This window comes from Alloalcanivorax venustensis (assembly GCF_047495515.1).
Taxonomy (GTDB): Bacteria; Pseudomonadota; Gammaproteobacteria; order Pseudomonadales; family Alcanivoracaceae; genus Alloalcanivorax; species Alloalcanivorax venustensis.
Genome location: NZ_CP179934.1, coordinates 719597 through 733835, shown reverse-complemented (window position 1 = coordinate 733835; position 14239 = coordinate 719597). Strand labels below are relative to the sequence as shown.

Below are 14239 nucleotides of genomic sequence, written 5' to 3'. Positions count from 1 at the left end.
CATGATCGCGAAGGACCCCGCCCTGGACCGCCGCATCTGGATGCTGGCGTGGCCGTTGCTGCTCTCCAATATCACCGCGCCGCTGCTCGGCCTGGTGGACACCGCCGTGGTCGGCCATCTGGATTCGCCGGTGTATCTGGCGGCGGTGGCGCTGGGCAGCAACGTCTTCATGTTTCTGTATTTCTCGTTCAACTTCCTGCGCATGGGCACCACCGGGTTCACCTCCCAGGCGCGCGGCGCCGGTGAGGCGACTCTGGTGGTGCTGCTGCGGGCGCTGCTGTTGTCGACGCTGGTGGGCAGCGCGCTGATCCTGCTGCGGCCGCTGCTCAGCGACGCGGCGCTGTGGTTGCTGGGCGGCAGCGACGAGGTGCAGGGGCTGGCGCGGGAATACATCGGCATCCGTATTCTCGGCGCGCCGGCGGCGTTGGGGAATTTCGCGCTGATCGGCTTCGCCATCGGCCTGCACCGCACCAGCGTGCCGCTGAAAATGACCGTTCTGATGCACTCCAGCAATGTGCTGCTGGATGTGCTGCTGGTGCAGGTGTGGCATTTCGATGTGCGCGGCGTGGCGGTGGCCAGCGCCGTGTCCGAATACCTGGGCCTGGCCGGCGGGCTGTTCTGGCTGCGCCGGGAGATCTTCGGCGCCGCCTGGCGGGCGCTGCCGGTGGGCGCGCTCAAACAGGTGGCGCCGATGCTGCAACTGCTGGCGGTGAACCGGGATATTTTTATCCGCAGCCTGGCGCTGCTGACGGTGTTTTTCTTCTTCACCGCCCAGGGCGCGCGGCTGGGCGACACGGTGCTGGCCGCCAACGCGGTGCTGATCACCTTCCTGCTGCTGCTCAGCAATACCCTGGACGGTTTCGCCAACGCCGCCGAGGCCCTGGTGGGCGACGCCACCGGCCGCCGTGACCGGCGCGCCCTGGGCGCGGCGGTGGCCGGCACCGGCAAGTGGACGCTGATCATCGCCGCGGCGGCGCTGCTGGCCTTCGTCGCCGGCGGCGGCCCCCTGATCCGCCTGCTCACCGATCTGCCGGGGGTGCGCGACACCGCCACCACCTACCTGCCCTGGATGCTGTTGCTGCCGCTCACCGCCAGCGCCGGCTTCTGGCTGGACGGCGTGTTCGTGGGCGCCACCCTGGCCCGGCAGATGCGCAACACCATGATGGTGGCCACGGCGTTGTTCTTTCCGGTCTGGTGGCTGACCAGCGGCTGGGGCAATCACGGCCTGTGGCTGGCCATGAATCTGTTCATGGCCAGCCGCGGCGTGCTGATGGGGTGGGTGTGGTACCGGATCAGCGCTTGGGCAGAATGAACTTCATCAGGGTCATGAACCACATCAGGTGGCCGGGGTCGCCTTCCACCTTGATGTCGCCGGCCTGCATGCCTTCCATGAACGCCATCTGGTTCTTGCCGGAGGCCTTGAGGGTGCGGAACGCGTAGTCCGCGTCCTTGAAATTGAGGGTCACGGACGGCGTCGGGTGCAGGCCCCGGCGGCTGGTCACCCGGTCCGGCTGGAAGTGATACCAGCGCGCCACGCCGCCGTTGAAGGTGCGCCACTGCATCACCACGTCGCGGTGCGCGAGCTGCTTGCGGAAGCCCTCGTCGCGGCCGGCCAGCCAGGCGAGTCGCCAGCCCAGGACCATCAGGATCAGACGGAACTTCATGGCATCAGCGCCGGAAGCTCTTTATTGAGCTTCATTTTTTCCTTCACCGCGTCACCGGTGAGGGCGTAGCCGCGCAGGTTGCCGTCGCGGTCGCGGAACAGGGCCTTGACGGTGTTGCCCTCTTCCTCGGTGTCCCAGTCGCCTTCCAGCTCTTCGGGCACCGGGCACACCACCACCGGGCAGGCCGGCGTCTTGATGGTCACCGGCATCACGCCGTAGCTCACCGGCGTCGGCTCGCTGGCCAGGGTCTTGGCCAGCGCCCGGGCGGACGCCATCAGCGGCAGCACATAGGGCAGCACATGGCCCTGCACTTCGGCGCAGTCACCCAGGGCGTAGACGTTGTCGGCGCTGGTGCGCAGGCTCTGGTCGGTGACGATGCCCCGGTTGGTCTTCAAACCGGCGTCCTTGGCGATGCCGATGCGCGGCCGCAGGCCGATGGCGGCGAGCACCACGTCGGATTCCAGGTGGGTGCCGTCGGAGAGCTCGGTGACCAGCTTGTCCGGGTTGTCCTTGCCGTGGTGCACGGCCTTGGCCAGGGGGCCGAAGTGGAAACGCACACCCAGGTCTTCCAGGCCGCGGCCGACGGCGGCGGAAGCCGGCTCCGGCAGCAGCATGGGCAGGCAGCGGCCCATGGGCTCCACCAGGTTGACCTGGAAGCCGCCGTTGGAGAGGTCGTTGGCGAATTCGCAGCCGATCAGGCCGCCGCCGAGAATGGTGACCTCACGCTTGCCCTCCAGGGCCTGGCGGAAACGGCCGTAATCCATCAGATCGTTGACCGAGAACACCTCGCCGACGGCGTCGCCTTCCAACGGCGGCGTCCAGGTGTCGGCGCCCAGGGCCAGCACCAGGCTGCTGTAATCCAGGTGATCATCGGGCAGCAGCACGCGCTGTTTGTCGGTGTCGATGCCGGCCACGTGGACGCCGGTGCGCACCGTCACGTTGAACTGCTCGGCGACCTGCTCGGGGGTCGCCATGGCCAGCTCATCGGCGGTTTTTTCCTTGGTGAAGCCGGTGGAGAGCATGGGCTTGGAGTAATTACGCCCGTCGTCGGCGGTGAGCACCACCACCGGCGTCTCTTTATCCAGCTTGCGGAATTCCTTGACCGTGTTGAAGCCGGCCAGGCCGGAGCCGATGATCACGATTGGATTCATGGGAGTGTCCTGTTTCAGATTTCCACCATCTCGAAGTCTTCTTTGCCGACGCCGCAGTCCGGGCACACCCAGTCATCGGGAATGTCGTCCCACTTGGTGCCGGGTTCGATGCCCTCTTCAGGCAGGCCTTCTTCCTCGTCGTAAATAAAGCCGCAAACCACGCATTCCCATTTTTTCATGCTGAACCTCGTCTGGTCGGGGGAAGCCGGGCCCGGTACGCGGGCCCTTCCAGGGGCCGCTAACGTATCCACGGGCGCGTGAAAAATCAATGACAGCGGATAATGGTAGCGTTGCCCGACGGCCGACGTCTTGCCGATCCGCGCTTCATGGGCCATAGTCGCGCGCTCGAGATCCCGCGCCCCGGGCGCGAGCAAAGCGAGTCCCCATGCCCGATACCGCAATGCGCGCCGACGCCCGCTGGCGTCCCCAGGAACAGCTCAGCCTGCCGCCGCTGGTGCGCGACTGGCTGGCCGACCCCGGCTCCCTGACCGCCCGCCTGCGCCTGTACGGCGCCTTCCGGGTGGTACCCCGTGAGGACCGCATTATTCGCCCCACCCTCGCCGAGCAGCAGCTGCTGGGCCGCATCGGCCGTGGCCGCGCCCTGGTGCGGGAAGTCACCCTGCTGGTGGACGAGGAGCCGATGGTGGAGGCGCGCAGCGTGCTGCCGCTGGCCAGCCTGCGCGGACCCAACCGCGGCCTGGCGCACATGGGCAGCCGCTCGCTGGGCAGCGAGCTGTACCGGCGGCCCATGGCGCGCCGTGACCGGGTCTGGGTGCGCCACGGCGCCGCCCCCTCTGGCCAGACGCCCTGCTGGGGGCGACAATCCCGGTTCATCAAGCGCGGCCGGCCCTTGCTGGTGGCCGAGCACTTCCTGCCCGCGCTATGGCGGCGGGTCGAGGACATGGATCGCTGAGGACGCCTATGCTGGCTTTCGTGGAACACCGCTACCCCGCTCTCTGGCCCTGGATCCAGCTGATGCGCCTGGACCGGCCGATCGGCAGCATGCTGCTGATGTGGCCCACCCTGTGGGCGCTGTGGATCGCCGGCGGCGGCACGCCCAGCCTCAAACACATCGTCATTTTCGTGCTGGGGGTGTTCGTGATGCGCGCCGCCGGCTGCGTGATCAACGATTTCGCCGACCGCGACTTCGACGGTCATGTCACGCGCACCCGGGGCCGGCCGCTGGCCACCGGCGCCCTGTCCGCCCGCCAGGCGCTGATGCTGTTCGCCGCCCTGGGGCTGATCGCGCTGGGCCTGGTGCTGTGCCTCAACCGTTTCACCCTGGTGCTGTCGTTCGGCGGCCTGGGGCTGGCGGTGCTGTACCCCTTCACCAAGCGATTTACCTATCTGCCGCAGCTGTTCCTGGGCGCCGCCTTCAGCTGGGCGATTCCGATGGCGTTCGCCGCCGAGACCGAGAGCGTGCCGGAAATCGCCTGGCTGCTGTTCACCACCAACCTGCTGTGGACGGTGGCCTACGACACCGAATACGCCATGTGCGACCGGGAAGACGACCTCAAGGTGGGCATTAAAAGCACCGCCATCCTGTTCGGTGATCTGGACAAGGTGATGGTCGGCGCGCTGCAGGTGCTGACCCTGGTGGCGCTGTGGGTGCTCGGCCAGCGGCTGGGCTTCACCTGGCCCTGGTATCTGGGCCTGGCCGGCATGGCGGCGGGCTTCGCCCATCAGCAGTGGCGCATCCGCTACCGCGAGCCCTGGCCCTGCTTCCACGCTTTTCTAAGCAACCACTGGGCCGGGGCCAGCGTGTTCGCGGGACTTTATTTTCAATACCTGCTGGCCGCGCCCGGCCCGTGATCGCGGGCGGCGGGGTCGCCGCCGCCGCGAGAAGCGTGCAAAGTTGTCATCATCATGTCATAAAAAGGCAATGTAATAGGGGCACTTAAATGGGCAACCCCTGAGAATAAGCCATGTCCCGTAATCGAATTCTGATTGTTGACGACGAACCCGCGATCCGCGAAATGGTGGCGGTGGCGCTGGAGCTGGCGGATTTCGACGTGCTGGAGGCGGACAACGCCCAGCGCGCCCACGAGTACATTGTCGACGAGCGACCGGACCTGGTGCTGCTGGACTGGATGTTGCCGTCGGTGAGCGGTATCGAGCTGGCCCGGCGCCTCAAGCGCGAGGACGCCACCGCCGAAGTGCCGATCATCATGCTTACGGCGAAGAGCGAAGAGGACAACAAGATCCAGGGCCTGGACGTGGGCGCCGACGACTACATCACCAAGCCGTTTTCCACCCGCGAGCTGATCTCGCGCATCAAGGCGGTGCTGCGCCGCACCTCGGTGGTGGCGGCGGAGAAAGCCATCGACGTGGAAGGCCTGTGCCTGGACCCGGTGAGCCACCGGATCAGCGCCAACGGCGACCCGGTGGACATGGGCCCCACGGAATACCGCCTGCTGGAGTTCTTTATGAGCCACCAGGAGCGGGCCTACTCGCGCACCCAGTTGCTGGACCAGGTGTGGGGCGCCAACGTCTACGTGGAAGACCGTACCATCGACGTGCACATCCGGCGCCTGCGCAAGGCGTTGTCGCCGCACGGGTTCGATGGTTTCATCCAGACGGTGCGCGGGACCGGTTACCGGTTCTCGGTGAAGTCCAGTCAGGCGTCATAATGATCGGGTCCGCGACGCGGACCAACGGAGCCGGAAGGGCGGTGAATGAAAGATCCGGCGGGCATGAAAGCCAGTCTCGGCAAGGAAGTGAACCGCATCGTCATCCTGGTGGCGGTGTCCGTGGCGGTTTGTCTGGCCCTGCGCAGCATCTGGCCGCTGGTGGCGGGCCTGTCGCTGTATATCATCTGGAGCACCCGGCAGCTGTTCGCCCTGTACGCCTGGCTGGTGCGCGAGGAGCACACCGAACCGCCGGACAGCGTCGGCCTCTGGGGTGAGTTCTACACCCGCCTGGAGCACCTTTTCCAGAAGGAACGGCGCGCCCAGGACAACCTGCAGAGCATCATCGTGCGCGCCCAGCAGTCGGTGAACGCCCTGGAGGACGTGGTGGTGCTGATCGACCAGCACGGCTACCTGGAATACTGGAACCACGCCGCCGGCCGGCATCTCGGCTTCCGCGCCGACAAGGACCTGGGCCAGCCGCTCACCAACCTGATCCGCCACCCGCGTTTCACCGACTACCTGACCCAGGGCGATTTCCGCGAACCGCTGGAGATACCCTCGCCGGTGGACGACAACCGCATCCTGCAATTGCGCATCACCGAGTTCGGCGTCGGCGATCAGCTGATTCTGGCCCGGGACGTGACCCGCATTCACCACCTGGAACAGATGCGCAAGGACTTCGTGGCCAACGTCAGCCATGAGCTGAAAACGCCGCTCACGGTGCTCAAGGGCTACCTGGAAACGCTGCTCGACACGGTGCCCGAGGAGCAGACCCGGCTGCGCCGGGCGCTGACGCAAATGGACGCCCAGAGCCAGCGCATGGAGGCGCTGGTGCAGGACCTGTTGCTGCTGTCGCGCCTTGAGAACACCGAGGCGGACAACCTGCAACAGGCGGTGGCGGTGCACGGCATGCTGCAGCGCATGCGCGAAAGCGCCCTGGCGCTGGCGCCGGAGAAGCAGCAGACCATCGAGCTGGACGTGCCGGAAAGCGCCCGCCTGATCGCCAACCCGGCGGAACTGGAAAGCGCCTTCGGCAACCTGATCGTCAACGCGGTGAAATACACCCCCGCCCACGGCGTGATCCGCATTCACTGGTGGCAGGACGCCGACGGCGCCCACCTTTCGGTGCGCGACAACGGCATCGGCATCGACCCGGCGCACATCCCCCGCCTCACCGAGCGTTTTTACCGGCCGGACAACAGCCGCGTCACCCAGACCGGCGGCACCGGCCTGGGGCTGGCCATCGTCAAGCATGTGATGATCCGCCATAACGGCAAGCTGGAGATCAAAAGCGAGCTCGGCAGCGGCAGCAACTTCACCTGCCATTTCCCCGCCAGCCGGCTGGTCAGCAAGCCCACCGCCCTGGCCAGCGGCTGACCGTCCGCCGGCGTTTTAATAGTGCGGCGGCGGGGCGTCCTCGATGCGCAGGGCGGCGAGCTCCTCGCTCTGCTCCACCACCCGGTCCACCAGTTTGCGGTAGGCGGCTTCCAGCTCGTCGAGCTTGCGCTGCTGGTCACTGACGATCTGATTAAGGCTGGCCACCAGGTCTTCCTGGTAGGCCAGTTTGGTTTCGATATCGAGAAAGCGGTCGTCGCTCATGGGCTCTCCTGACGTGGGCCTGGCGCGGGCCGGCAGTATAGCGCTAGACGGTGTCCGCCAGCACCGCCTCCGCCAGCCCCAGCGGATCCTCCTCCAGCCAGTCCAGCTGACCGTCCAGCAGCAACTGCCCCAACCCGTGCACCAGCGCCCAGGCGCGCAGCGCCGCCCGGGTCACGCTGTCCGGGTCCGGCTCGCCGCCGGGCCAGCCACGCGACACCGCCTGGCGCAGGGTCTCGAACGCCGCCCGCGAGGCCTCGCGCAGCTCGTCTTCGCGGCGGTGCGGCGGAATCACGCTGAACATCAAGCGGAACAGCGCCGGGTTGGCGTGGGCGAAGCGAATATAGCTGCGCCCCCCGGCCAGCAGTTTTTCGTCGCCCTCCGCCCGCGCTTCGGCCTCGCGCTGGGCGGCGCTGAGGCGCCGGAACCCCTCCGACGCCAGCGCCTGCAGCAGCGCGTCCTTGTTGGCGAAATGGCGGTAGCTGGCGTTGGCGGTGACGCCCACCCGGCGGGCCAGCTCGCGCAGGCTGAAGCCGCCGTCGCCGCTTTCCGCCAGCAGCACCAGGGCCTCGTCCACCAGGGCCCGGCGCAGGTCGCCGTGGTGGTAGCGGTCCGGAGAGGGATCCTTGTTTGATGTTGACACTGTACACATCCTTTTCTATCTTATGTTCACAGCATACACATTAAGCCGGTACGGGCCCAGCCCGCCGGGGGAGAAAAGTGATGGTGGCGGTCTGGATTCATCTCGTCGCGGCGCTCTGGGCGCTGGTCTTCGGTGCCGTGCAGTTGCTGTCCGCGAAGGGGTCGCGGCGGCACCGCTGGCTCGGCTGGTCGTGGGTGCTGGCCATGGTGGTCACGGCGGTGTCGTCGTTCTGGCTGAGCGGCGGCCTGGCGCTGCTGGGGCCGTTCAGCGTGATACATCTGCTGTCCGTGTGGACCCTGGTGTGCCTGGTGATCTCGATGCTGGCGGTGCGCCGCCGGCGCCTGGATACGCACCGTAATTTCCTGGTGGGTGCCTATCTGGGGCTGGTGGGCGCCGGGCTGGGTACCCTGGCGCCGGGCCGGCTGATCAGCGGCTGGCTGTTCGGCGCTTGATTTAAATCCCTGCCGCGGCTAAGGTTTCCGCCGTCTTGGGGGAGTAGTCACCCGGGTTCCCACCCTGGACGGTCGTCAACATATTTGCGCCTCAATGCGCATGGTGGCCGTGTCCTCCGCCGCATCGGCGGATGGATCGACGAGACCTGAGACATTGTCTGCATTCCGCGGGGGCGGGATCGGTGGGCAGTGTCTCTGGTAATCGTTCGGTCCCGCCCCTGTAAGGTTTTCCGTTGGACGCTTTTCTCTCTTCCACCCTGCTGGTCGCCCTGGGCGAAATCGGCGATAAAACCCAGTTACTGTCGCTGGCGCTGGTGTGCCGGTTCCGCAAGCCCTGGCCGATCCTCGCCGGCGTGGTGGTCGCCACGCTGGTCAACCATGGCCTCAGTGTCTGGTTCGGCGACTGGCTGGCCGACGCCATTCCGGCGGACTGGCTGACCTGGATTCTGGGCGGCAGTTTTATCGCCCTGGGGCTGTGGATGCTGATCCCGGATAAGGACGAGGGCGTGGACGAGAGTGTCCGCTTCGGCCCCTTCCTCACCAGCCTGATCCTGTTCTTCATCGCCGAGATCGGCGACAAGACCCAGGTGGCCACCGTGGCCCTGGCAGTGCGCTTTCAGGAGTTCTGGCCGGTGCTTCTCGGCACCACAGCGGGTATGATCGCCGCCAACCTGCCGGTGATCTGGGTGGCCCACCGCCTCGCCGGCGAGCGTTTCGAGACCTGGGCCCACCGGATCAGCGCGGCGCTGTTCATCGCCTTCGGCGTCTGGGCGTTGATCTGACCGCGAATCACAGCGAGCTATGCCATGGCCCTTACCGCCACCATCTACAAAGCCGAACTCACCGTTTCGGATATGGACCGGGATTACTACGCCACCCATAACCTGACGGTGGCGCTGCACCCCTCGGAAACCGAGGCCCGCATGATGCTGCGGCTGATGGCCTTCGCCCGCCACGCCCACGAGGACCTGAGCTTCACCCGGGGCCTGTCGTCCACCGACGAGCCGGATCTGTGGCGGCACCACCCCAACGGCACCCTGGAAGAGTGGATCGAGCTGGGCATGCCGGATGAGAAGCGGCTGCGCAAGGCCTGCGGCCTGGCCGATGCCGTGGTGGTCTACACCTACGGCCGCCAGGCGCCGCTGGCCTGGCGCGAGGCCCTGGGCCGCAAGCTGGACCGCTTCGACAACCTCACCGTGCTGCGCGTGATGCCGGAAACCGAAGCGGCGCTGGCGTCCCTGGCCCACCGCCAGATGCGCCTGAACGCCATGATCCAGGACGGGCAGCTGTGGCTGGGGGACGACGGGGAAAGTGTGGCGGTGGCGCTGGAATCCCAGCTATAGCCGCGCCCGGCACAGGTAGAACAACCCCACCACCGGCCCCGGCAACAGCAGCCAGGCGACGCGCAGATCCAGCGCCGACCAGAACTCAGAGACCAGGAAGATCGCCGGAATGGTGAGCGCGAAGCCGATGGCGTTCATCACCGCCAGGGTCGAGCCGACCCGGTCCCGCGGCGCGGTGGCGGCGGCCAGGGCGGAAAGCTGCGGCGAATCGGCGATCACCGTGAAGCCCCACAGCAGCAACAGCGCCAGCAGCAGAAAAGGGGACAGACTTCCCAGCAGCGGATAGACCAGGCACAGCAGGCCGGATACGGCCAGCGCCGCCCTCGCCACCCACAGGCTGCCGCGCCCGCGGCTGACACGACCGCCATAAACACAGCCCACCAGCCCCAAAGCGATCACCAGGAACGCCAGCCACGGCACCAGCGCCTGATCGGCGCCCAGGCGCTGCAGCTCCCGGGCCACCAGCAGCGGTGTCAGCGTCCAGAACGCATAGAGCTCCCAGCAATGGCCGAAGTAGCCCAGGGCGGCGGCGCGGAAATCGCCACTGGCGAAGGCGGCGAAGCCTTCGCGTAGCGGCTTCTTCCGGCCGGGCGGCGGCAGATGGGGGCCGTCGCCCAGGGCGCGGATCAGCCACGCCGCCACCAGCGCCAGCAGCGAGGCGGTGAGCAGCGGCCACTGCCAGGGCAGGCCCAGGGTGGCGCCGCGCAACAGGTGCGGCACGGCGGTGCCCAGGGTCAGCATGCCCACCAGCCAGGCCAGGGCGGCGCCGGTGTGACGCGGTGTCCAGCTGATCACCAGCTTCATGCCCAGGGGGTAAATACCGGCCAGGCAGAGCCCGGTGGCGAAGCGCATTACCAGTGCTGCCGCGGGCTGCCAGGCCACCAGCACGAAGGCGCCGTTGATCAGCGCGCCCAGGACCGCCGCTACCGCGAACACCCGGCTGGCGCGGAAGCGGTCGGCCAGGCCGGTGGCCGCCAGCGCCAGGGTGCCGAGGATAAAGCCCGCCTGGGTGGCGATGGTGAGGCGCCCCAGGTCGGTCTCGGTGAGGCCCAGTTCCTGGCCCAGGGACAGCCCCACGCCGTTAACGCTGAACCACAGCGAGGTGCCCAGAAACTGGGCGGCGACAATCACCGCCAGGGGGAAGCGGGACAGGGTTTCGGCGGGCATGGCTTCCCCTTTTGGCCAGGTACGGGCTTACATGGTGCGCTGATTGACCCGGCGGGACACCTCTTCCGCGCTCTCCTTGCGTTCGGAGTATCGATCGGTGAGGTAGTCGCTGCGATCACGGACCAGCAGGGTGAATTTCACCAGCTCCTCCATGACGTCGACTATACGATCATAGTAGGGGGACGGCTTCATGCGGTCGTTGTCGTCGAATTCCAGGAACGCCTTGGGCACCGACGACTGATTGGGGATGGTCACCATGCGCATCCAGCGGCCCAGCACGCGCAGGTGATTGACGGTGTTGAACGACTGCGAGCCGCCGCTCACCTGCATCACCGCCAGGGTTTTACCCTGGGTGGGGCGCACGCCGCCCAGCGCCAGCGGAATCCAGTCGATCTGCGCCTTCATGATGCCGGTCATGGCGCCGTGGCGCTCCGGCGAGCACCACACCATGCCTTCGGACCACTGCGCCAGCTCGCGCAGTTCCTGGACCTTGGGGTGCTCCGCCGGCTCGGCGTCCGGCAGCGGCAGCCCGCGCGGGTCGAAGATCCGCGTTTCGGCGCCCATGGCCTCCAGCAGGCGTGCCGCCTCCTCCACCGCCAGACGGCTGAACGAGCGCGCCCGCAGGGACCCGTAAAGCAACAGAATCCGGGGTTTGTGAGTGGACGGCTGATCCTGGAACACGCGGTCCACGCCGGGAACCTGGAAGCAGTTGTCGTCGAGATTAAAAAGGTCTGTCATGGCGATAACTTCAACACTTTTGGTTTAGCTGTTCACTCTTAACTGTTCACTCTTAACTGTTCACTGCTCACCGCCGTCCTCAAACCAGTGCTTGGTGCGGTTAACAATCGCCACCAGCGACAACATCACCGGCACCTCCACCAGCACGCCCACCACCGTGGCCAGGGCGGCGCCGGAGGACAGCCCGAACAGGCTGATCGCCACCGCCACCGCCAGCTCGAAGAAGTTGGAGGTGCCGATCAGGCAGGCCGGACCGGCCACGTTATGGGGCAGGCGCAGCCAGCGGGCGGCGACGAAGGCGACCAGAAAGATACCGTAGGTCTGGATCAGCAGCGGAATGGCGATCAGTACGATGGCCTGGGGCTTGGCGAGGATGGTCTCCGCCTGGAAGCCGAACAGCAGCACCACCGTGGCCAGCAGGCCCAGGATGCTGACCGGCTTGAGGGCGTGCACGAAATCGTCCACCGCCTTCTCACCGCCGCGCCCGCTCAGCCAGCGCCGGGTGAGCGCCCCGGCCACCAGCGGCAGTAGCACGTACAGCACCGTGGACAGCACCAGGGTGTCCCAGGGCACGGTGATGTCGCTGACGCCCAGCAACAGCGCGGCGATGGGGGCGAAGGCGAACACCATGATCACGTCGTTCACCGACACCTGCACCAGGGTGTAGTTGGCGTCGCCCTTGGTGAGGTGGCTCCACACGAACACCATGGCGGTGCACGGCGCCACGCCCAGCAGGATCATGCCGGCGATGTACTCGCTGCCGGTCTGCGGGTCCACCATGTCGGCGAACAGCACCTTGAAGAACAGCCAGCCCAGCGCCGCCATGGTGAACGGCTTGATCAGCCAGTTCACCACCAGGGTGAGCAGCAGGCCCTTGGGCTTGTCGCCGACGCGCTTCATGGCGGCGAAGTCGATCTGGATCATCATCGGGTAGATCATCACCCAGATGAACACCGCCACCGCCAGGTTCACATGGGCTACCTCGAAGGCGGCCACCGCCTGGAACAGGCCCGGCACCGCCAGTCCGAGGGCGACGCCGGCGACGATCGCCAGCCCCACCCAGACGCTGAGAAAACGCTCAAAAAACGGCATCGATTGCGATCCTTTATTCCTGACCCAGCTCGCGGTGGATCTTCTGCATGGAGGCGACCAGGCCGAGCGGCGTGGTGGCGGCGAGGTCCAGTGCCGCCAGCTTTTCCAGGCGCTGGCGCAGACGCTGGTAGGTGCGCTCAAAGACGGCGTCGATTTCGTCGTCGCTGCCCTCGGCGCCGGCCGGATCGGGGATGCCCCAGTGCACCTTGGCGGCCTCGGACAGCCACACCGGGCAGGCCTCGCCGGCGGCGGCGTCGCACACCGTAATGATCACGTCGAAGCGCTGGCCTTCCAGATCGTCCATGGACTTGGAGGCGGGCTGGTCCACCGGCACGCCGTGGCGTTCCAGCACCGCCAGGGCACGCGGGTGCACCTGCCCGGTGGGCTGGCTGCCGGCGCTGCGGGCGCGGATGCGGCCTTCGCCGAGGTGGTTGGCGAGCGCTTCGCCGAGAATCGACCGGCAGGAGTTGCCGGTACACAGAAACAGCACGTTCAGGGGCAGTTCCATGGGAGTCTCCATTAACAGCAGACCGGCGCCGGTGTGCGCAGGCCCAGTTGTGCCCGGGCCGGCTCGGCCAGGGTTTCGATGACAGTGAGTGCCCACTCCGGCAACTCGGGGTTAAGGCGGTAATGCATCCAGGTGCCCTGCCGGCGCGCCACCACCAGTTCGCACTGGCGAAGCTGAGCCAGATGCCGGGAAATGGTGGACTGGGGGGCGTCCAGCGCGTCCACCAGATCGCAGACGCAGATCTCGCGCTGCACGTCCATCAGGCAGACCAGGCTCAGGCGCAGGTCGTCGCCGAGGCATTTGCAGAGTTTGGTGGCGGTGAGGTTGGTCATGGCGCGGTGGGAGCCTATATTCGTATATTCGGAATTACGGATATATTGGAGCAGACGCCGATCTTTTTCAAGGTCTCTGGAATCCTGCCGGGCGGCGTAGCCGCCCTTTCGCGGGCGGGGCCCGCTCCCACAGGCCGCTCCTACAGGACGCTTCCACAAGGCCCGCATTCATCGCGGGCCCGGACAGGGGTTAGTCCTTTTTGCGGACTTCTTTTTCCATTTCGTCGATGGAGATGTGGCGCACGTCGGTGCCTTTGACCAGGAAGATCACCTGCTCGCCGATGTTGCGGGCGTGGTCGCCGATGCGCTCCAGGGCGCGCAGGGACCAGATGATGTTGAGCACCCGGGAGATGGCGCGCGGGTCTTCCATCATGAAGGTCACCAGGGCGCGCATGGCGGAGCGGTACTCCAGGTCCACTTCGCTGTCCTCGGCGGCCACTTCCACGGCCTTGTCGGCGTCGAAGCGGGCGAAGGCGTCCAGGGCGTCGCGCAGCATGTTGCGCACGTGGTTGCCGATGTGCCGGACTTCCACGTAGCCGCGCGGTGATTCACCGTCCTCGGCCAGTTGCAGCGCCATGGCGGCGATCTTGGCGGACTCGTCACCGATGCGCTCCAGGTCCGACACCGCCTTGGACACGGCGATGATCAACCGCAGGTCCGAGGCCGCCGGCTGGCGCAGCGCCAGTACGCGGGCGCACTCTTCGTCGATCTGGATTTCCAGGTCGTCGACCCGGTCTTCCGTGGTAAGCACTTTTTCCGCCAGGGCGGAGTCGGCGTGCAGCAGCGCTTCCAGCGCGTCCACCACCTGTTTTTCCACCAGGCCGCCCATCTCCATCAGATGGTTGCGGATGGATTCCAGCGCCTCGTTGAATTGCGAGGAGCTGTGCTGACCAAAATGCATGCGATCCATGTTGTCTCTCCTT

General features: G+C 66.7%; 19 protein-coding genes. 8 read left to right on the top strand and 11 right to left on the bottom strand.

What is annotated here, in order from left to right; all coding sequences use genetic code 11:
* Nucleotide 1: 1 nt before the first annotated feature.
* A complete protein-coding gene (locus ACMG4O_RS03500; protein WP_414434448.1) occupies nt 2-1312 on the top strand; it encodes an MATE family efflux transporter in 1311 nt (436 codons plus the stop codon).
* Here ACMG4O_RS03500 and ACMG4O_RS03495 read toward each other — a convergent pair.
* The 3 genes from ACMG4O_RS03495 to rd are packed head-to-tail and all read right to left on the bottom strand — an operon-like array spanning nt 1293 to nt 2994.
* On the bottom strand, nt 1293-1664 hold the full coding sequence (locus tag ACMG4O_RS03495) for a hypothetical protein (protein WP_142947681.1): 372 nt from the start codon (nt 1662-1664) through the stop codon (nt 1293-1295). The two genes, ACMG4O_RS03500 and ACMG4O_RS03495, sit on opposite strands and share 20 nt — an antisense overlap.
* A complete protein-coding gene (locus ACMG4O_RS03490) occupies nt 1661-2815 on the bottom strand; it encodes an NAD(P)/FAD-dependent oxidoreductase (protein ID WP_414434447.1) in 1155 nt (384 codons plus the stop codon). The genes ACMG4O_RS03495 and ACMG4O_RS03490 overlap by 4 nt, the downstream gene beginning before the upstream one ends.
* 14 nt (nt 2816-2829) lie before the next feature.
* Nucleotides 2830-2994, bottom strand: a complete 165-nt coding sequence (gene rd, locus ACMG4O_RS03485; protein ID WP_067608246.1) for a rubredoxin — start codon at nt 2992-2994, stop codon at nt 2830-2832.
* 206 nt (nt 2995-3200) lie between these two features.
* Between rd and ACMG4O_RS03480 the strand changes: the two genes are divergently transcribed.
* From ACMG4O_RS03480 to phoR, 4 genes are all read left to right on the top strand, one after another.
* A complete protein-coding gene (locus ACMG4O_RS03480; RefSeq protein WP_370185081.1) occupies nt 3201-3728 on the top strand; it encodes a chorismate--pyruvate lyase family protein in 528 nt (175 codons plus the stop codon).
* 8 nt (nt 3729-3736) lie between these two features.
* Nucleotides 3737-4627: a 4-hydroxybenzoate octaprenyltransferase gene (ubiA, locus tag ACMG4O_RS03475; RefSeq protein ID WP_142947684.1), complete on the top strand. Its 891-nt coding sequence runs from the start codon at nt 3737-3739 to the stop codon at nt 4625-4627.
* A 113-nt stretch (nt 4628-4740) separates the two neighbouring features.
* A complete protein-coding gene (gene phoB / locus ACMG4O_RS03470; protein WP_067609780.1) occupies nt 4741-5445 on the top strand; it encodes a phosphate regulon transcriptional regulator PhoB in 705 nt (234 codons plus the stop codon).
* 45 nt (nt 5446-5490) lie between these two features.
* Nucleotides 5491-6822, top strand: a complete 1332-nt coding sequence (gene phoR, locus ACMG4O_RS03465; RefSeq protein ID WP_414434446.1) for a phosphate regulon sensor histidine kinase PhoR — start codon at nt 5491-5493, stop codon at nt 6820-6822.
* A 15-nt stretch (nt 6823-6837) separates the two neighbouring features.
* Here phoR and ACMG4O_RS03460 read toward each other — a convergent pair whose 3' ends face one another.
* Together ACMG4O_RS03460 and ACMG4O_RS03455 are read right to left on the bottom strand one after the other, a co-directional pair.
* Nucleotides 6838-7044: a SlyX family protein gene (locus ACMG4O_RS03460; protein WP_142947685.1), complete on the bottom strand. Its 207-nt coding sequence runs from the start codon at nt 7042-7044 to the stop codon at nt 6838-6840.
* 43 nt (nt 7045-7087) lie between these two features.
* Nucleotides 7088-7684 (bottom strand): TetR/AcrR family transcriptional regulator, encoded by a 597-nt coding sequence (locus ACMG4O_RS03455; protein WP_255442187.1) that lies wholly within the window; start codon nt 7682-7684, stop codon nt 7088-7090.
* A gap of 80 nt (nt 7685-7764) precedes the next feature.
* Here ACMG4O_RS03455 and ACMG4O_RS03450 point away from each other — a divergent pair, with 80 nt between their 5' ends.
* The 3 genes from ACMG4O_RS03450 (at nt 7765) to ACMG4O_RS03440 (ending at nt 9479) form a co-directional block, all read left to right on the top strand.
* Nucleotides 7765-8136, top strand: coding sequence for a DUF2306 domain-containing protein (locus tag ACMG4O_RS03450; protein WP_142947687.1), 372 nt, complete (start codon nt 7765-7767; stop codon nt 8134-8136).
* 233 nt (nt 8137-8369) lie between these two features.
* Nucleotides 8370-8918 (top strand): TMEM165/GDT1 family protein, encoded by a 549-nt coding sequence (locus tag ACMG4O_RS03445; RefSeq protein ID WP_414434445.1) that lies wholly within the window; start codon nt 8370-8372, stop codon nt 8916-8918.
* A gap of 24 nt (nt 8919-8942) precedes the next feature.
* A complete protein-coding gene (locus ACMG4O_RS03440) occupies nt 8943-9479 on the top strand; it encodes a YaeQ family protein (RefSeq protein WP_142947689.1) in 537 nt (178 codons plus the stop codon).
* Here ACMG4O_RS03440 and ACMG4O_RS03435 read toward each other — a convergent pair.
* The 6 genes from ACMG4O_RS03435 to phoU form a co-directional block, all read right to left on the bottom strand.
* Entirely contained in the window at nt 9474-10646 is a 1173-nt protein-coding gene (locus ACMG4O_RS03435) for an MFS transporter (RefSeq protein WP_414434444.1), read from the bottom strand. The genes ACMG4O_RS03440 and ACMG4O_RS03435 overlap by 6 nt on opposite strands.
* A gap of 27 nt (nt 10647-10673) precedes the next feature.
* A complete protein-coding gene (gene arsH / locus ACMG4O_RS03430; RefSeq protein ID WP_142947691.1) occupies nt 10674-11384 on the bottom strand; it encodes an arsenical resistance protein ArsH in 711 nt (236 codons plus the stop codon).
* Nucleotides 11385-11444: 60 nt separating this feature from the next.
* Nucleotides 11445-12476: an ACR3 family arsenite efflux transporter gene (gene arsB, locus ACMG4O_RS03425; protein ID WP_370233595.1), complete on the bottom strand. Its 1032-nt coding sequence runs from the start codon at nt 12474-12476 to the stop codon at nt 11445-11447.
* A gap of 13 nt (nt 12477-12489) precedes the next feature.
* Nucleotides 12490-12984 carry an arsenate reductase ArsC gene (locus tag ACMG4O_RS03420; protein WP_142947693.1) on the bottom strand — a complete coding sequence of 165 codons (495 nt, stop codon included), beginning with the start codon at nt 12982-12984 and terminating at the stop codon, nt 12490-12492.
* Nucleotides 12985-12995: 11 nt separating this feature from the next.
* Nucleotides 12996-13316 (bottom strand): metalloregulator ArsR/SmtB family transcription factor, encoded by a 321-nt coding sequence (locus ACMG4O_RS03415; RefSeq protein ID WP_370233594.1) that lies wholly within the window; start codon nt 13314-13316, stop codon nt 12996-12998.
* A gap of 190 nt (nt 13317-13506) precedes the next feature.
* Nucleotides 13507-14226 (bottom strand): phosphate signaling complex protein PhoU, encoded by a 720-nt coding sequence (phoU, locus tag ACMG4O_RS03410; protein ID WP_142947695.1) that lies wholly within the window; start codon nt 14224-14226, stop codon nt 13507-13509.
* Nucleotides 14227-14239: the final 13 nt, after the last annotated feature.